Source organism: Ideonella sp., from assembly GCF_035254525.1.
Taxonomy (GTDB): Bacteria; Pseudomonadota; Gammaproteobacteria; order Burkholderiales; family Burkholderiaceae_C; genus Ideonella.
Genome location: NZ_DATFAN010000118.1, coordinates 1 through 16087, shown reverse-complemented (window position 1 = coordinate 16087; position 16087 = coordinate 1). Strand labels below are relative to the sequence as shown.

The 16087-nt window shown below is 67.8% G+C and carries 16 protein-coding genes, 1 tRNA gene and 2 pseudogenes; 13 read left to right on the top strand and 6 right to left on the bottom strand.

Annotated features, from left to right (window positions below; translation table 11 throughout):
- Nucleotides 1–300 (top strand): annotated as a pseudogene (locus VJ693_RS11720) (mechanosensitive ion channel protein); the annotation flags it as partial.
- A 10-nt stretch (nt 301–310) separates the two neighbouring features.
- On the opposite strand, the gene VJ693_RS11715 reads toward VJ693_RS11720, so the two are convergent.
- Nucleotides 311–1834 (bottom strand): fumarate hydratase, encoded by a 1524-nt coding sequence (locus VJ693_RS11715; protein ID WP_324154306.1) that lies wholly within the window; start codon nt 1832–1834, stop codon nt 311–313.
- Between the two features lie 54 nt (nt 1835–1888).
- Here VJ693_RS11715 and nhaA point away from each other — a divergent pair, with 54 nt between their 5' ends.
- Nucleotides 1889–3070, top strand: coding sequence for a Na+/H+ antiporter NhaA (nhaA, locus tag VJ693_RS11710; protein WP_324154304.1), 1182 nt, complete (start codon nt 1889–1891; stop codon nt 3068–3070).
- 3 nt (nt 3071–3073) lie between these two features.
- Here nhaA and VJ693_RS11705 read toward each other — a convergent pair whose 3' ends face one another.
- On the bottom strand, nt 3074–3712 hold the full coding sequence (locus VJ693_RS11705; protein ID WP_324154303.1) for a TIGR00645 family protein: 639 nt from the start codon (nt 3710–3712) through the stop codon (nt 3074–3076).
- A 182-nt stretch (nt 3713–3894) separates the two neighbouring features.
- On the opposite strand from VJ693_RS11705, the gene acs reads away from it, so the two are divergent.
- Nucleotides 3895–5859, top strand: coding sequence for an acetate--CoA ligase (gene acs, locus VJ693_RS11700; RefSeq protein ID WP_324154301.1), 1965 nt, complete (start codon nt 3895–3897; stop codon nt 5857–5859).
- A gap of 136 nt (nt 5860–5995) precedes the next feature.
- Here the strand turns inward: acs and VJ693_RS11695 are convergent, their stop codons facing one another.
- On the bottom strand, nt 5996–6292 hold the full coding sequence (locus tag VJ693_RS11695; RefSeq protein WP_324154299.1) for a c-type cytochrome: 297 nt from the start codon (nt 6290–6292) through the stop codon (nt 5996–5998).
- A gap of 80 nt (nt 6293–6372) precedes the next feature.
- Here VJ693_RS11695 and VJ693_RS11690 point away from each other — a divergent pair, with 80 nt between their 5' ends.
- The gene (locus tag VJ693_RS11690) at nt 6373–6696 is read left to right on the top strand and encodes a TIGR04438 family Trp-rich protein (RefSeq protein ID WP_324154297.1); all 324 of its coding nucleotides are present in this window, start codon (nt 6373–6375) and stop codon (nt 6694–6696) included.
- A gap of 21 nt (nt 6697–6717) precedes the next feature.
- On the opposite strand, the gene ilvD is transcribed toward VJ693_RS11690, so the two are convergent.
- Entirely contained in the window at nt 6718–8403 is a 1686-nt protein-coding gene (gene ilvD, locus VJ693_RS11685) for a dihydroxy-acid dehydratase (RefSeq protein ID WP_324154295.1), read from the bottom strand.
- Between the two features lie 81 nt (nt 8404–8484).
- Here ilvD and lgt point away from each other — a divergent pair, with 81 nt between their 5' ends.
- The 3 genes from lgt (at nt 8485) to VJ693_RS11670 (ending at nt 10147) form a co-directional block, all read left to right on the top strand.
- Nucleotides 8485–9321, top strand: coding sequence for a prolipoprotein diacylglyceryl transferase (gene lgt, locus VJ693_RS11680; RefSeq protein WP_324154293.1), 837 nt, complete (start codon nt 8485–8487; stop codon nt 9319–9321).
- Nucleotides 9318–10022, top strand: a complete 705-nt coding sequence (gene dnaQ, locus VJ693_RS11675) for a DNA polymerase III subunit epsilon (protein ID WP_324154291.1) — start codon at nt 9318–9320, stop codon at nt 10020–10022. The genes lgt and dnaQ overlap by 4 nt, the downstream gene beginning before the upstream one ends.
- 50 nt (nt 10023–10072) lie before the next feature.
- Nucleotides 10073–10147 (top strand) — tRNA-Val (locus tag VJ693_RS11670).
- Between the two features lie 65 nt (nt 10148–10212).
- On the opposite strand, the gene VJ693_RS11665 is transcribed toward VJ693_RS11670, so the two are convergent.
- Nucleotides 10213–11178, bottom strand: a complete 966-nt coding sequence (locus tag VJ693_RS11665) for a LysR family transcriptional regulator (protein ID WP_324154289.1) — start codon at nt 11176–11178, stop codon at nt 10213–10215.
- 106 nt (nt 11179–11284) lie between these two features.
- On the opposite strand from VJ693_RS11665, the gene VJ693_RS11660 reads away from it, so the two are divergent.
- Both VJ693_RS11660 and VJ693_RS11655 read left to right on the top strand, forming a co-directional pair.
- A complete protein-coding gene (locus VJ693_RS11660; RefSeq protein WP_324154288.1) occupies nt 11285–12181 on the top strand; it encodes an MBL fold metallo-hydrolase in 897 nt (298 codons plus the stop codon).
- A gap of 28 nt (nt 12182–12209) precedes the next feature.
- Nucleotides 12210–12899 carry a DsbA family protein gene (locus VJ693_RS11655; RefSeq protein ID WP_324154286.1) on the top strand — a complete coding sequence of 230 codons (690 nt, stop codon included), beginning with the start codon at nt 12210–12212 and terminating at the stop codon, nt 12897–12899.
- A 16-nt stretch (nt 12900–12915) separates the two neighbouring features.
- On the opposite strand, the gene VJ693_RS11650 is transcribed toward VJ693_RS11655, so the two are convergent.
- Nucleotides 12916–13161 (bottom strand): hypothetical protein, encoded by a 246-nt coding sequence (locus tag VJ693_RS11650; protein WP_324154284.1) that lies wholly within the window; start codon nt 13159–13161, stop codon nt 12916–12918.
- 316 nt (nt 13162–13477) lie between these two features.
- Here VJ693_RS11650 and nifB point away from each other — a divergent pair, with 316 nt between their 5' ends.
- From nifB to VJ693_RS11630, 4 genes and pseudogenes are all read left to right on the top strand, one after another.
- A complete protein-coding gene (gene nifB, locus VJ693_RS11645) occupies nt 13478–15061 on the top strand; it encodes a nitrogenase cofactor biosynthesis protein NifB (protein WP_324154282.1) in 1584 nt (527 codons plus the stop codon).
- A gap of 38 nt (nt 15062–15099) precedes the next feature.
- Entirely contained in the window at nt 15100–15294 is a 195-nt protein-coding gene (locus VJ693_RS11640; RefSeq protein WP_324154280.1) for a 4Fe-4S binding protein, read from the top strand.
- Nucleotides 15295–15299: 5 nt separating this feature from the next.
- Nucleotides 15300–15680, top strand: coding sequence for a HesB/IscA family protein (locus VJ693_RS11635; protein ID WP_324154279.1), 381 nt, complete (start codon nt 15300–15302; stop codon nt 15678–15680).
- Between the two features lie 20 nt (nt 15681–15700).
- Nucleotides 15701–16087 (top strand): annotated as a pseudogene (locus VJ693_RS11630) (hypothetical protein); the annotation flags it as partial.

The following is a 16087-nucleotide window of genomic DNA, read 5'->3' as shown; positions in this document are numbered from 1 at the left end:
CCGAGGGTGCTGGTGTCGACGACGGTGCAGGTGGCCTACGGGACCGAGCTGGCGCGGCTCGCACCGCTGCTGGCCGATGCGGTGAGCCAGGTGCCGCGCGTGCTGCGGGATCCGGGGCCGGTCGTGCAGCTGTCGTCGTTCGCCGCCGACGGCCTGGAGCTGTCGGTCAACTTCTGGATCGTCGACCCCGAGAACGGCATCGGTGGCGCCCGCTCGGATGTCAACCTGGCGATCCTGGCCTGCCTGGAGCGGGAAGGGGTCGAGATTCCCTTCCCGCAGCGGGTGGTGCGCTCGGCCTGAGCGCCAGGCGTCAGGCCGTGGCGACCGGGATCTTGCCGATCTTCGCCTGCCACTCCTTGGGGCCCGTGATGTGGGCGCTGGTGCCGCCGGCATCGACCGCCACCGTGACCGGCATGTCGACCACGTCGAACTCGTAGATCGCTTCCATGCCCAAGTCGGCGAAGCCGACGACCTTGGCCGCCTTGATGGCCTTGGAGACGAGGTAGGCCGCGCCGCCGACGGCCATCAGGTAGGCGCTCTGGTTGTCCTTGATCGCCTCGATCGCGACCGGGCCGCGCTCGGCCTTGCCGACCATCGCGATCAGCCCGGTCTTCTCGAGCATCATGCGGGTGAAGCCGTCCATGCGCGTCGCGGTGGTCGGGCCGGCCGGGCCGACGACCTCGTCGCGCACCGGGTCGACCGGGCCGACGTAGTAGATGACGCGGTTGGTGAAGTCAACCGGCAGCTTCTCGCCCTTGGCGAGCATGTCGGCGATGCGCTTGTGCGCGGCGTCGCGGCCGGTCAGCATCTTGCCGTTGAGCAGCAGCGTGTCGCCGGGCTTCCAGCTCGCGACTTCGGCCTTGGTCAGCGCGTTCAGGTCGACGCGCTTGCTCTTGTTGTAGTCGGGCGCCCAGTGCACGTCGGGCCAGAGCGACAGGCTGGGCGGATCCAGGTGCACGGCGCCTGAACCATCGAGCACGAAGTGGGCGTGGCGGGTCGCGGCGCAGTTCGGGATCATCGCGATCGGCTTGCTCGCGGCGTGCGTCGGGTAGGTCTTGATCTTCACGTCGAGCACGGTGGTCAGGCCGCCCAGCCCTTGGGCGCCGATGCCCAGCGCGTTGACCTTCTCGTACAGCTCGATGCGCAGTTCCTCAAGCTTGTTCTGCGGGCCGCGCTGCAGCAGCTCGTACATGTCGATGTCGTCCATCAGCGCTTCCTTGGCCAGCAGCACGGCCTTCTCGGCCGTGCCGCCGACGCCGATGCCCAGCATGCCGGGCGGGCACCAGCCGGCGCCCATCGTCGGCACCGTCTTCAGCACCCAGTCGACGATCGAGTCGCTCGGGTTGAGCATGACCATCTTCGACTTGTTCTCGCTGCCGCCGCCCTTGGCCGCGACGGTGATCTCCACCGTGTTGCCCGGCACCACCTCCATGTGGATCACGGCCGGGGTGTTGTCCTTGGTGTTCTTGCGCTCGAAGATCGGGTCGGCCAGCACCGAAGCCCGCAGCACGTTGTCCGGGTTCAGGTAGCCTTGGCGCACGCCGGCGTTGACGGCATCGGCGATGGAGCCCGTGAAGCCTTCCCACTTCACGTCCATGCCGATCTTCATGAAGACGTTGACGATGCCGGTGTCCTGGCAGATCGGGCGGCGGCCTTCGGCCGACATGCGCGAGTTGGTCAGGATCTGGGCGATCGCATCCTTGGCCGCCGGACTCTGCTCGCGCTCGTAGGCGCGCGCGAGGTGGGCGATGTAGTCGGTCGGGTGGTAGTAGCTGATGTACTGCAGCGCACTGGCAACGGATTCGACGAGGTCGGCCTGGCGGATGGTGGTCATGGACATATCGCGATGGCTAGGGTTAACCCAAGTTTACCCGGGGGGTTTCTGAGCATGGTGTCGCAGGCGCTCAAGCGCTTTCTGGGCCACGAGTCGGCGGGCGGCATCGTGCTGGCGCTGGCGGCGTTGGCGGCCCTGATTGTCAGCAATTCACCCCTTGCCGAGGCTTACGAGTCCTGGCGCCTGACGCCGGGCGAGCTGCGCATCGGCCACGACACGCTGGTGCTGGCCAAGCCGCTGGTCGTGTGGGTCAACGACCTGTGGATGGCGGTGTTCTTCTTCCTCGTCGGGCTCGAGATCAAGCGCGAGTTCGTCGAGGGGGAACTCTCCACGGGCGCGCAGGCCGCGCTGCCGGCCGTGGCCGCGCTGGGCGGCATGGTGGTGCCGGCGCTGATCTTCGCGGCGCTGAACGCCGGCGAGCCCGTCACGCTGCGCGGCTGGGCGATACCGGCGGCCACCGACATCGCGTTCGCACTCGGCGTGGTGCTGCTGCTCGGCGCGCGCGTGCCGGTGTCGCTGAAGGTCTTCCTGACGGCGGTGGCGATCATCGACGACCTGGGTGCGATCGTCGTGATCGCGCTGTTCTACACCGAGCAGCTGTCGGTCACGATGCTGGCCGGCGCAGCGCTGTGCGGCCTGGCGCTGGCGGCGTTGAACCGGGCCCGCGTGATGCGCACCGAGGCCTATGTGCTGATCGGCCTGGTGATGTGGCTGTTCGTGTTGAAGTCGGGCGTGCACGCCACGCTGGCTGGCGTGGCCACCGCGCTCGCGGTGCCGATGCATGACGAGACGACCGGCCGTTCGCCGCTGCGGCGCCTCGAGCATGGCCTGCACCCCTGGGTGGCCTTCGGCGTCCTGCCGATGTTCGCCTTTGCCAACGCCGGCGTTTCGCTGCTGGGGGTGTCGCCGGCGGCGCTGCTGGCACCGTTGCCGCTGGGCATTGCGGCCGGCCTGGTATTGGGCAAGACCGTCGGTGTGTTCGGCAGCCTGTGGCTGATGGTGCGGCTGGCGGGGGCGGCGCGCCCGGCCGGCGCGAATTGGGCCCAGTGCTTCGGCGTCGCCGTGCTGTGCGGCATCGGCTTCACGATGAGCCTGTTCATCGGCGGGCTGGCCTTCGAGGGGCTGCCCGCCGCCTACGAGGCGCAGGTCAAGATCGGCGTGCTGGCCGGCTCGATCGTGTCCGGGCTGCTCGGCAGCGCGGTGCTGTGGCGGGCCGGCCGCAGCCAGCCCGGTTGACGCTCAGTGCTTGCCCTGGGCGGCCGGCATCACCCGGTCGGCCGCGGCGATGGCCAGCGCCGAGAGCAGGAAGGCGATGTGGATCAAGGTTTGCCACATCAGCGTCTTCTCGGCGTAGTTGTCGGCGTTGATGAAGGTCTTGAGCAGATGGATCGAGCTGATGCCGATGATCGCGGTGGCCAGCTTGACCTTCAGCACCGAGGCGTTCACATGGCTCAGCCACTCCGGCTGGTCGGGGTGGCTGTCGAGGTCCAGCCGCGAGACGAAGGTCTCGTAGCCGCCGACGATGACCATGATCAGCAGGTTCGAGATCATCACCACGTCGATCAGGCCGAGCACCACCAGCATGATGATGGTCTCGCTGAGCTTGGTGATCGGGGCGTAGCCGGTGACGGCGCTGGTGACCGGGTCGATGACGGCGGTGCCCTTGTAGCCCAGGCTGTTGACCAGCGTGGCCAGCGCCTCCTTGCTGCCGAAGACGGCCTCGATCAGGTGGATCAGCTCGCCCCAGAACTGGAAGACGTACACCGCCTGGGCCAGGATCAGGCCGAGGTACAGGGGCAGCTGCAGCCAGCGGCTGGCGAAAATGACCCGCGGCAGGGGGCGCAGGCGCGGCGTGGCGTTGTCCGGGGGGAGTTGCATGGGTGGCTTGGCGTTGTGCGACATTCAGGTCTGCAGCGGCGCGGCGCATTGTAGAAGCCTGCCATGGCAGGTGCCGGTCGATGGCGGTGCCGTGAGTAAGCCGTTCGTCAGACCATTTGACGACAGTTCAGCCCAGGGCGCGCCATGGCCGCCGCGTGTTTGGACCCTAGAGGAGACAACCGATGAGTGAAGAGCTGAAGACCTACGCACCGCCCGCCGAGCTGGCCGCCAAGGCCGCCGTGTCCGGCATGGCCGCGTACCAGGCCTTGTGCAAGGAGGCCGAGGCCGACTACGCCGGCTACTGGGGCCGATTGGCGCGTGAGCTGCTCAGCTGGAAGAAGCCCTTTACCAAGGTGCTGAACGACAGCGATGCGCCGTTCTTCAAGTGGTTCGAGGACGGCACGCTGAACGCCAGCTACAACTGCCTGGACCGCAACATCGAGCGGGGCCTGGGCGACAAGACCGCGATCATCTTCGAGGCGGATGGCGGCGAGGTCAGTCGCATCAGCTACTCGCAACTGCTGGCCAAGACCTGTCAGATCGCCAATGGCCTGAAGGCGATCGGCATCGGCAAGGGCGACCGGGTGGTCATCTACATCTCGATGTCGATCGAAGGCGTGGCGGCCATGCAGGCCTGCGCCCGCATCGGCGCGACGCACTCGGTGGTCTTCGGGGGCTTCTCGGCCCAGTCGCTGCGCGACCGCATCGAAGACACGGGCGCCAAGGCGGTGATCACCGCCGACCACCAGATCCGCGGCGGCAAGCAGCTGCCGCTGAAGGCCATCGTCGACGAGGCGCTGTCGCTGGGCGGCTGCGACGCGGTGAAGAATGTGCTGGTCGTCAAGCGCAGCGGCGCCGACGTGGCCATGACCGCGGGCCGCGACCGGTGGATGGCCGATCTGATCGACACCCAGCCCACCACCTGCGAGCCCGAGTGGGTCGAGGCCGAGCACCCGCTGTTCCTGCTCTACACCTCCGGCTCGACCGGCAAGCCCAAGGGTGTCCAGCATTCGACCGGCGGCTACCTGCTGCATGCGGCGCTGACGACCAAGTGGACCTTCGACCTGAAGCCCGACGACGTCTTCTGGTGCACCGCCGACATCGGCTGGGTCACCGGCCACACCTACATCACCTACGGCCCGCTGGCGCTGGGCGGCACCGAGATCGTCTTCGAGGGCGTGCCGACCTACCCCAACGCCGGCCGGTTCTGGAAGATGATCCAGGACCACAAGGTGACGGTCTTCTACACCGCACCGACGGCGATCCGCTCGCTGATCAAGGCCGCCGAAACCCATGCCGATGTGCACCCGGACCGCTACGACCTGAGCTCGCTGCGCATCCTGGGCACCGTCGGTGAGCCGATCAACCCGGCCGCCTGGGAGTGGTACTACAAGCACGTGGGAGGCAGCCGCTGCCCGATCGTCGACACCTTCTGGCAGACCGAGACCGGCGGCCACATGATCACGCCGCTGCCGGGGGCCACGCCGCAGGTGCCGGGCTCGTGCACGCTGCCGTTCCCGGGCATCGACGCGGCCATCGTCGACGAAACCGGCAACGACGTGCCGAACGGCCAGGGCGGCATCCTGGTCGTCAAGAAGCCGTGGCCGTCGATGATCCGCACCATCTGGGGTGACGACGAGCGCTTCAAGAAGAGCTACTACCCGGCCGAACTCAAGGGCTATTACCTGGCGGGCGACGGTGCGATCCGTGACGCCAAGACCGGCTACTTCACGATCACCGGCCGCATCGACGACGTGCTGAACGTCTCCGGCCACCGCATGGGCACGATGGAGATCGAGTCGGCGCTGGTCAGCTGCACCGAGCTGGTGGCCGAGGCGGCGGTCGTGGGACGGCCGGACGACACCACCGGCGAGGCGATCTGCGCCTTCGTCGTGCTGAAGCGCCCGCGCCCGACCGGCGACGAAGCCAAGGCGATCGCCAAGCAGCTGCGCGACCACGTCGGCAAGGAGATCGGCCCGATCGCCAAGCCCAAGGACATCCGCTTCGGCGACAACCTGCCCAAGACCCGCTCGGGCAAGATCATGCGCCGCCTGCTGCGCTCGATCGCCAAGGGCGAGGCCATCACGCAGGACACCTCGACGCTGGAGAACCCGGCCATCCTCGAGCAATTGTCTGAAAACAACTGAGTTGCGCTGGCAACGAAGTTGTTTGGGGTTCGCTCATATCGCGTAGCGATGTGAGCGAACACCAAAACGCTTGACCTGAGCCGCCGGAATGAAAAAGCCCCGCCGAGCGGGGCTTTTGTCTTTCAGGTCAGGCCGGTCACTTGAGCGACAGCACCCAGGTGGCGAGTTGCTTGGCCTCGTCCGGGGTCACCGGGTTGGCCGGCATCGGCACCTGGCCCCAGACGCCGACGCCACCCTTCTGGATCTTGTCGGCCAGCTTGGCCGCGGCGTCCTTCTGGCCCGCGTACTTGGCGGCCACGTCCTTGTAGGCGGGGCCGACCAGTTTCTTGTCAACGGCGTGGCAGGCCAAGCAGTTCTTCTTGGCGGCCAAGTCGGCATTGGCGAATGCGGGCGACACGGCGGCAAAAGCGAGCAGTGCGATCAGGGCTTTCATGGGATCCTTCACGACGGAGGGTTGGGGGGAATCCTGGGTGGCTGGTTTACAGTCCGAACAACGCAGTTTACAAAGTTCGGTTGACGCCGTCCTTGCTGCAACGCGCGCGACAGCTTCGGAGTGAGGTCATGGCTTTCATCATCGTCGGGGTCATCTTGATCGTCCTGCGCATCGCAGGCGTCAGCCCGATGGCCGACTGGAACCTCGAGTTCTTCGGCGATTTGTGGAAGTTCGTGCTGCCCTTCATTCTGGCGCTCGTCTGGTGGGGCTGGTCGGATGCCAGCGGCTGGACCAAGCGGCGGGAGATGGCCCGTGACGAAGAGCGCAAGGCCGAGCGGCGGCGGCGCAACATCGAGAACCTCGGGCTGGGGCCGAAGGACCCGAAAAAAGGCGGCCGCCGCTGAGCCCGCCGCCGGCCGGCCCGCTCATTCGAACTTGTCGAGCACCGCGCCGCCGCTGGCGCTGCAGGCGTTCTTCGCGAATTTGGCCAGCACCCCGCGGGTGTAGCGCGGGGACGGGCGCGTCCAGGCCGCGCGGCGCTTGGCGATCTCCGCGTCGTCGACGTTGAGCTGAAGCAGCAGCTGGTGCGCATCGATCGTGATCGAGTCGCCCTCGTGGACCAGCGCAATCGTGCCGCCTTCATGGGCCTCGGGGGCCACGTGGCCGACCACCATGCCCCAGGTGCCGCCCGAGAAGCGCCCGTCGGTGATCAAGCCGACCGATTCGCCCAGTCCCTGGCCGATCAGCGCGCCCGTCGGGGCCAGCATCTCGGGCATGCCGGGGCCGCCCTTGGGGCCGAGGTAGCGCAGCACCATCACGTCGCCGGCCCTGATCTGGCCGGCCATGATCGCGGCCAGGGCCGACTGCTCGTCGTCGAACACCCGCGCCGGGCCGGTGATGACCGGGTTCTTCAGCCCGGTGATCTTGGCCACGCAGCCCTCGGGTGAGAGGTTGCCCTTCAAGATCGCGAGGTGGCCCTCGTCGTACATCGGCGCCGAGAGCGGGCGGATCACCTCCTGCTCGGCGGGCGGCGCGTCCGGCACGTCGGCCAGGTTTTCGGCCACGGTCTTGCCGGTGATCGTCATGCAGTCGCCGTGCAGCAGGCCCGCGCCGAGCAGCAGCTTCATCACCTGCGGGATGCCGCCGGCGCGGTGCAGGTCGATCGCCAGGAAACGACCGCTGGGCTTCAGGTCGCAGATCACCGGAACCTTCCGGCGAACGCGCTCGAAGTCGTCGATGGTCCAATCCACGCCCGCAGCGTGGGCAATGGCCAGGAAGTGCAGCACGGCGTTGGTCGAGCCGCCGGTGGCCATGATCACCGCGACGGCGTTCTCGATCGATTTCCTGGTGACGATGTCGCGCGGCTTCAGGTCATTGCGAATCGCCTCGATCAGCACGGCGGCGCAGTGCTTCACGCTGGCGACGATCTCCTCCTCGACGTTGGCCATCGTCGACGAGAACGGTAGGCTCATGCCCAGTGCCTCGAAGGCCGAACTCATCGTGTTCGCGGTGTACATGCCGCCGCAGGAGCCGGTGCCGGGAATGGCGCGGCGCTCGATCTGGCAGAAGTCTTCCTCGCTCATCTTGCCGGCCGAGAACTGGCCGACCGCTTCGAAGACGCTGACGATGTTCAGGTCCTGGCCCTTGTAGTGGCCGGGCAGGATCGTGCCGCCGTAGACGTAGATCGCCGGCACGTTGGCGCGCAGCATGCCCATCATGCCGCCGGGCATGTTCTTGTCGCAGCCGCCGATGACGATGACGCCGTCCATCCACTGGCCGCCGACGCAGGTCTCGACGCAGTCGGCGATGACTTCGCGCGAGACGAGGGAATACTTCATCCCCTCGGTGCCCATGGCCATGCCGTCCGAGATCGTCGGCGTGCCGAAGATCTGCGGATTGGCACCGGCTTCCACCAGGCCCTGCACCGCGGCGTCGGCCAGCTTCTGCAGCCCGGCATTGCAGGGCGTGATCGTCGAGTGCCCGTTGGCCACGCCGACCATCGGTTTGCCGAAGTCGCCCTCCTGGTAGCCCATGCCGTAGTACATGGAGCGGTTCGGCGCGCGGGCGACGCCCTCGGTGATGTTCTTCGAGCGGCGATTGAGGTCGGACATGGCGGCGACTGCGGTTCAGGCAAACGGTGGAACTATAGACGTTGGGATGGCGACCGGCTCCGCGTCTTATCATGCCGCCCCATGCTGATGCACCCACAATTCGACCCCGTCGCGCTCGACCTGACGCGCATCGGGCTGCCGCTGCAGATCCACTGGTACGGGCTGACCTACCTCGTGGCCTTCGGCCTGTTCCTGTACCTCGCCACGCGCCGTGTGCGCCTGCCCTGGTTCGCACAGGCCGGCTGGACACGTCGCGACGTGGAAGACCTGCTGTTCTTCGGGGTGGTCGGCGTGGTGCTCGGCGGCCGGCTCGGCTACGTGCTGTTCTACAAACCCGGCTACTACGCCAGCCATCCGCTGGAGGTGTTTGCAGTGTGGAAGGGCGGCATGTCCTTTCACGGCGGGCTGCTCGGCGTGGCCGTGGCGATGGCCTTGTTCGCGCGGTTGCGTCAGCGCCCGTTCCTGCAGGTGGCCGATCTGATCGCGCCCTGCGTGCCCACCGGCTTGGCCAGCGGCCGCGTCGGCAACTTCATCAACGGCGAGTTGTGGGGGCGCCAGGCCGACGCGAGCCTGCCCTGGGCGATGGTATTTCCGCAGTCGGGGCTGAACATCCCCCGCCACCCTTCACAGATCTACCAGTTCCTGATGGAGGGGCTGCTGCTGTTCGTGCTGCTGTGGTTCTATGCGAAAAAGCCGCGCGGTACCGGCCAGGTTTCCGGCGCCTTCCTGTTCGGCTACGGCGTGTTCCGATTCATTGCCGAATACTTCCGCGAGCCCGACAGCTTCCTGGGCCTGCTCGCGCTGAACATGAGCATGGGCCAGTGGCTGTGCGTGCCGATGATCGTCGCCGGCGCGGCGCTGTGGAGCTGGGGCGCGCGCCAGCCGGTGGCCGGGCAGCGGCAGAAGGCGGCCGCATGAGACAGATCTTTCTCGATACCGAGACCACCGGCCTGTCGCCGGAAAGTGGCGACCGCATCATCGAGATCGGCTGCATCGAGATGGTCAACCGCCGGCTGACCGGCGTGACCAAGCACTTCTATCTGAACCCCGAGCGCAAGAACCACGAGGACGCGGTGCGCGTGCACGGCCTGACGGATGAGTTCCTGGCCGACAAGCCAGTGTTCGCCGCGGTGGCCGACGAGTTGATGACGTTCCTCGAAGACGCCGAGATCGTGATCCACAACGCGGCCTTCGACGTCGGCTTCCTGAACGCCGAACTGCGCCGGCTGGGGCGGCGGGCGTTCGGCGAATGCGTGGGAGGCATCCGCGACACGCTGATGATGGCGCGCGAGATGTTCCCGGGCAAGAGCAACTCGCTCGATGCGCTGTGCAAGCGGCTGGAGGTCGACAACTCCAACCGCACGCTGCACGGCGCCTTGCTCGATGCCGGGCTGCTGGCCGAGGTCTACATCCGCCTGACCCGCGGGCAGGATTCACTGGTGATCGACACCGTCGAGACGGCGGGCCAGTCGATCCATGTCGAGCAGATCGACCTCTCGGCCTTCGAGCTGCCGATCACGGTGCTCAGCACCGAGGAGCTCGCCGCACACGAGGCGATGCTTGCCGAGCTGGACAAGGCCAGCGGCGGCAAGACGCAGTGGCGAAAACTTATGGCATAATCCAAGGCTTTCCCGGGCTTCGCACGGCTGTTGCAGCCAAGCAGGATTCCGGGCGGTTAGCTCAGCGGTAGAGCACTGCCTTCACACGGCAGGGGTCGCAGGTTCGAACCCTGCACCGCCCACCAAGAAGACAAAACGCCACCTTCGGGTGGCGTTTTCGTTTGCGGCTTCCGCAACGTCATGCAGCCCTTCATGCAGCCCGGCGCTTCGGGGGGCGCGGCTCGGCGAGCCGGCGTGCACGGCCCTCCTGCAGGGCCTGGTCCCAGGGAGGCGAATCGTCGCCGAGGCGTTGGGCGAGGTGCTCGATCAGCAGCCTCAGCGCCTGCGGCTGGTGCTGGCGCGACAGGTGCACGGCGTGGATGCCCAGGGGCTCCGGCTCGTATTGCGGCATCAGGCGAATCAGGGCGCCGCTGTTGAGTTCATCCACCACGTAGTAGGTCGGCAACAGCGCGATGCCCGCGCCGGCGAGGGCAGCCTCGCGCAACACTGCCGTCTCGTTGCTGAACATCGAACCGCGCACCCCCACGGTGACCACCTGGCCGGCGTGTCGCAGCCGGTACTCGGCACGGCTGCCGAACGCGTGGGTGATGCAGTTGTGGGTCTTCAGGTCGGCCGGGGTCGACGGTGGGGCCTGCCGCCGCAGGTAGGCCGGCGCGGCGCACAGCACCGAGCGGCAGACGGCGAGGCGGCGCGCGACGACGTTGTCGTCCAGCGCGTTGGTGATGCGCACGGCCAGGTCGATGCGTTCCTCGACCAGGTTGACGGCGCGGTCGACCGCCAGCAGCTCGATCTCGACGCGCGGGTGCAGGGCCTGGAACTCCGCGACGGCGGCCGTCAGTTGGGCCTGCGCGAACGACAGGCTCGTCGTGATGCGCAGCTTGCCGACCGGCTCGCTGCCCCGGGCGCCGGCCATGGCCTGGACCTCGTCGGACAGGTCCAGCAGTTGCCGGCAGCGCGGCAGCGCCGCCTCGCCAGCGTCACTCAGGCTGACGCGCCGTGTCGTGCGGTGCAGCAGCCGCGCGCCGAGCCACTGCTCGAGGTTTGCCAGATGCCGGCTGACCATGGCCCGTGAGAGCTCCAGGCGCTCGGCGGCCTGGGTGAGGCTGCCGCAGTCCGCCACCTCGATGAAGACGCGCATGGCAGTCAGACGATCCATTGATTTGCCCGATTCATTCAACAATCTTTCAATTTCTCATAAGTTTATCTACATGAATATGGCAAATACAGTGGGCGCCGGATCAACCCCATACCGAATGCTCCGCATGTTCACCACCTCCCGATTCCTGCGCCTCATCGTTCCCGCCACCGCCGCCCTGGGCATCGTCGCCGGCTCGGCGCACGCCCAGACGGCAGCGCCCGCGCCGCTGGCACTGCAGGTCTACAACGCCGACGGCGCGAGCTTCCATGTCAACGCGGTGCTGGTATCGGGCAAGACCGATGCGGTGCTGCTGGACACTGGTTTCACCCGGGCCGATGCGCTGCGCATCGCTGCCATGGTGCTCGACAGCAAGAAGTCGCTGAAGACCATCTACATCAGCCAGGCGGACCCCGACTTCTACTTCGGCATCGAGGTGCTGAAGCAGGCCTTCCCGGAGGCCAAGGTCGTCGCCACCGACGCGACCCGCAAGAAGATCGAGGCCACGCTGCCGACCAAGCTGCAGGTCTGGGGCCCGCGCCTGGGCGCCAACGCGCCGAAGCAGGTGCCGCTGCCGGACAAGCTGGACGGCAACACGCTGACGCTCGAGGGCCAGACGCTGGAAGTGCGTGGCCTGGATGACGCGCTGCCGCACCGCAGCTATGTCTGGATCCCGTCGATCCGCGCCATCGCGGGCGGGGTGAACGTCTTCGGCGGCCTGCATCTGTGGACCGCGGATACGCAGAGCACGCAGGATCGCGCCGCCTGGGCAGCCAAGCTCTCGACGATGGCCGCGCTCAACCCGGCGATCGTGATCCCGGGCCACGCCTTGCCGGGCCAGAAGCAGGATGCCTCGCAGATCGCCTGGAGCCAGGCCTATCTGGCGCGCTTCGAATCGGAGCTGCCCCAGGCCGCCAACAGCGCCGCCTTGATCGAGGCGATGAAGAAGGCCTACCCCGACGCGGGCCTCGGCATCGCGCTGGACATCGGCGCCAAGGTCAACAAGGGCGAAATGAAGTGGTAGTTTCGACGCCTCTTCGAGAGCAAGACAGATGAACCAACCCACACTCCACTACATCCACGATCCGCTGTGCGGCTGGTGTTATGGCGCAGCCCCGCTGCTGCGCGCCGCCCGCGAGCACCTGCCGGTGCGCGCCCACGGCGGCGGCATGATGGCGGGCGAGCGGCGGCAGCCGGTGACGCCGGCATTGCGCCAGTTCGTGATGCCGCATGACCGGCGCATCGCACAGCTGACCGGGCAGCCTTTTGGCGAGGCGTATGTCGATGGCCTGCTGCGCGACGCCTCGGCGGTCTTCGACTCCGAGCCGCCGATCACCGCCATGCTGGCCGCGGACCAGTTGGATGGCCGCGGGCTGGATCTGCTCGCACGCATCCAGCGCGCGCACTACGTCGAGGGCCGGCAGGTTGCCGACGCCGGCGTGCTGCGCGAGCTGGCCGTTGAACTCGGCCTGGACGGGCCAGGCTTCGACGAAGCCTACGCGCAGTGCCGCGGCGCGGTCGCGCAAGCGCACATGGCCGAGAGCCGAACGCTGCTCGCGAGGGTGGGTGGGGGCGGCTTTCCGACCTTCGTGCTCGAGCGCGACGGCGCCATGGCCGTGATCGACATCGGGCCTTTCCTCGGCCAGCCCGACCGCTGGCGCGACTGGTTGGGCCAACAGGCGCCGAGCGCGCCGGCAGACGCAGCAGGCAGCGCTGCGTCCTGCCGCATCGACGGCTGTTGATCCGGGGCCGGGCCCCTCAGTGCCCGCCGCTGAACCCCGATCGGTGGGCTGCCAGCCAATCGTCGAACGACTGCGGCAGTTCACCGGTGAAGCGCTGGTAGTCGCCCGTGACCCCGGCGACACGTCCGGCCGCGGTGTTGGTATCGAACGAAGCGAAGACACGGGCCAGCGGCTCAGGCAGACCCGCCGCGACCATGCCCTGCACGAGGCCTTCCAGCGGCACCTGCACCACCTCCACCGGCTTGCCAGTGGCGGCGGACACGCGGCGTGCAATGTCGGCGCGAGCTCTCGGACTGCGGGCACGAGGTGTAGACCACGTGGGCGACCCCGGCGCGGGCCATGGCATCGATCGCGGCGCGGTGCTGGATGGGCTGGTCGAGCGCAAGACCCACAAGGCCTGAGCAGGCCGCGCTGGCGTCGAGCGGCGGGCTGTCGGCGGCGCTGTCCGGTTTGTCGCAAACAGCACGCGGGCGACGCGCGGTCATCTGCGGCTAAGTCACTGATTCACAAGGCTTTGCACCTTGGCACGGGTCTCGCAATGAGGGGGTCGAACCCCTCACGCGACGAAGGCCCGGGCCATGAGCAACACAGCGTTCGTATCGATCGGTGATCTGCGCAAAGGCCGCCAGGCCGTCAGCCAGATCATCGAAACCGTGGCCGCCGGCGGCTGCTCGTCCACCGGCGGCGAGGGCAAGGCCAGTTGCGGCTCCTCGGGCGGGCCGGACGACATGCCCGCCGAGATCTGGGACAAGGTCAAGAACCACCCCTGCTACTCGGAAGAAGCCCACCACCACTACGCCCGCATGCACGTGGCGGTGGCGCCGGCCTGCAACATCCAGTGCAACTACTGCAATCGCAAGTACGACTGCAGCAACGAGTCGCGCCCCGGCGTCGTGAGCCAGAAGCTCACGCCCGAGCAGGCGGTGAAGAAGGTGGTCGCGGTGGCCAGCGAGATCCCGCAGATGACGGTGCTGGGCATCGCCGGGCCGGGCGATGCGCTGGCCAACCCGAAGAAGACCTTTGACACCTTCCGCATGCTGCAGGAGCAGGCCCCCGACATCAAGCTGTGCCTGTCGACCAACGGCCTCGCGCTGCCGCAAATGGTCGACGAGATCTGCAAGTACAACATCGACCACGTCACGATCACCATCAACATGGTGGACCCGGTGGTCGGCGCGAAGATCTACCCCTGGATCTTCTGGGACCACCGGCGCGTGACCGGCATCGAGGCCGCCACCATCCTGCACCGGCAACAGATGCTCGGGCTGGAGATGCTCACCGCGCGCGGCGTGCTCACCAAGATCAACTCGGTGCTGATCCCGGGCATCAACGACGAGCACCTGTACGAGGTCAACCGCGAGGTCAAGAAGCGCGGCGCCTTCCTGCACAACATCATGCCGCTGATCAGCGAGGCCGAGCACGGCACGGTGTTCGGCCTGACCGGCCAGCGCGGGCCGACGGCGCAGGAGCTGAAGGCCGTGCAGGACGCCTGCATGGGCGGCGCGAACCTGATGCGCCATTGCCGCCAGTGCCGCGCCGATGCGGTGGGCCTGCTCGGCGAGGACCGCAGCGACGAGTTCACGCTCGACAAGATCGACCAGATGGAGGTCGTGTACGACCTGGACAAGCGGCGTGCCTACCAGAGCCAGGTGGAGGCCGAGCGCCAGGCGCAACACGAGGCCAAGCTCGCCGCGCTGGATGCCGCGAGCGTGGACGACGGTGTCGACGCCGACATGAAGGTGCTGGTCGCCGTGGCCACCGAGGGCCATGGCAAGGTCAACCAGCACTTCGGCCACGCCACCGAGTTCCAGATCTTCGAGGTCTCGACGAGCGAAGCGCTCTTCGTGGGCCACCGCCGCGTCGATCTCTATTGCCAGGGCGGCTACGGCGAAGACGAGCAACTGCCGTCGATCGTCAACGCGATCAACGACTGCCACGCGGTGCTCGTGTCGAAGATCGGCGCCTGCCCGCGGGACGAATTGAAGGCCGCCGGCATCGAGCCGGTCGACGAGTACGCCCACGAGTTCATCGAGAAGGCCGCGTTGTCGTGGTTCGCCGGCTACCGCGCGCGCATCGCCGCGGGCGAACTCAGCCACCAGCCGCGCGGCGATGCGCGCATCCGCCAAGGCGCTTTCACCGGCAGCGGCGAAGCCGTCGCCTGAACACTTTCCCAGCCAGCCCCCAAGCCAAGGAGACCGTCATGGCCCTGAAGATCGTCGCCTCGATGTGCACCGGCTGCTCCGCCTGTGAGCCCGAGTGCCCCAACGTTGCCATTCGCGAGAAGGGCGGCACGTTCATCATCGACCCGGCCAAGTGCACCGAGTGCGAAGGCCATTTCGACGCGCCGCAATGCATCGCGGTGTGCCCGGTCGACAACTGCATCAAGAAAGTGTGACCGAGATGCTGCTGCCCAAGGTCACCGTCGGCCCTTCGGCCGAGAAGTTCATGCGCCGCATGGTGCGGTTTTCCGAGCACCCGGCAGGGGGCTTTCGGCTCACGGTGTCGCCGGGCGGCTGCTCGGGGCTGGCGGCCGAGTTCAGCGTCGAGGCCGCACCGCAAGGCGGTGATGCCGAACTGAGCGTCAACGGCCTGCGCGTCTTCCTGCCCGCCGAAAGCCGGCTGCTGCTGGATGGGGTGACGGTGGACTTCGCCGACACGCCGACGCAATCCGGCTTCACCTTCGTGAACCCGAACGCCGCGGCTTGTGGCTGCAGCAGTGCAGGCGATGCCAAGCCACCGGCCGAAGCCGCCGTGTCGCTGGCCTCGATCAAGCGGCGCTGATCGCCTCGCCGGGCCTCGCCATGGATGCCGACTTCGACGCCGCCGTACTCGGCCAGGCCCTGCCGGCAGCGGTCGAGCAGGCCTTGCGCGAGGCTGGTGCGAACCGTGGCGACCCGGTGGCCGAGATGGCGGCGCTGATGCGGGCCCGCCTGCTCGCGCCCGAGCACCCGGCGGTGCTGATCGCCTTCTACCGCCACCACTTCTACGGCCACCGCCACGCGCCGGCGCGGGATGTGGCACGCCGCGCGCTGGTCGTTGGCGCCCAGGCGCTCGGCCTGCCGATGAACTGGCGCGAGGTGCCGCGGCAGCCGCTGCCCGGCGCGCGCCACGATGCCCGCACGCGCTTCTACCTCTTCGTGCTCAAGGGCTACGCCTACCTGAGCCTGCGCCTGGGCGACGGTGCCGAG

Bases quoted from the DNA above. Each gene is read 5' to 3' on its own strand.
- lgt (WP_324154293.1), top strand. From the start codon at position 8,485: ATGCTGATGCACCCACAATTCGACCCCGTCGCGCTCGACCTGACGCGC.
- VJ693_RS11715 (WP_324154306.1), bottom strand. From the start codon at position 1,834: ATGACCACCATCCGCCAGGCCGACCTCGTCGAATCCGTTGCCAGTGCG.
- VJ693_RS11665 (WP_324154289.1), bottom strand. From the start codon at position 11,178: ATGGATCGTCTGACTGCCATGCGCGTCTTCATCGAGGTGGCGGACTGC.
- ilvD (WP_324154295.1), bottom strand. From the start codon at position 8,403: ATGTCCGACCTCAATCGCCGCTCGAAGAACATCACCGAGGGCGTCGCC.
- VJ693_RS11635 (WP_324154279.1), top strand. From the start codon at position 15,300: ATGCTGCTGCCCAAGGTCACCGTCGGCCCTTCGGCCGAGAAGTTCATG.
- VJ693_RS11695 (WP_324154299.1), bottom strand. From the start codon at position 6,292: ATGAAAGCCCTGATCGCACTGCTCGCTTTTGCCGCCGTGTCGCCCGCA.
- VJ693_RS11655 (WP_324154286.1), top strand. From the start codon at position 12,210: ATGAACCAACCCACACTCCACTACATCCACGATCCGCTGTGCGGCTGG.
- nhaA (WP_324154304.1), top strand. From the start codon at position 1,889: ATGGTGTCGCAGGCGCTCAAGCGCTTTCTGGGCCACGAGTCGGCGGGC.
- acs (WP_324154301.1), top strand. From the start codon at position 3,895: ATGAGTGAAGAGCTGAAGACCTACGCACCGCCCGCCGAGCTGGCCGCC.
- VJ693_RS11640 (WP_324154280.1), top strand. From the start codon at position 15,100: ATGGCCCTGAAGATCGTCGCCTCGATGTGCACCGGCTGCTCCGCCTGT.
- VJ693_RS11705 (WP_324154303.1), bottom strand. From the start codon at position 3,712: ATGCAACTCCCCCCGGACAACGCCACGCCGCGCCTGCGCCCCCTGCCG.
- VJ693_RS11660 (WP_324154288.1), top strand. From the start codon at position 11,285: ATGTTCACCACCTCCCGATTCCTGCGCCTCATCGTTCCCGCCACCGCC.
- dnaQ (WP_324154291.1), top strand. From the start codon at position 9,318: ATGAGACAGATCTTTCTCGATACCGAGACCACCGGCCTGTCGCCGGAA.
- nifB (WP_324154282.1), top strand. From the start codon at position 13,478: ATGAGCAACACAGCGTTCGTATCGATCGGTGATCTGCGCAAAGGCCGC.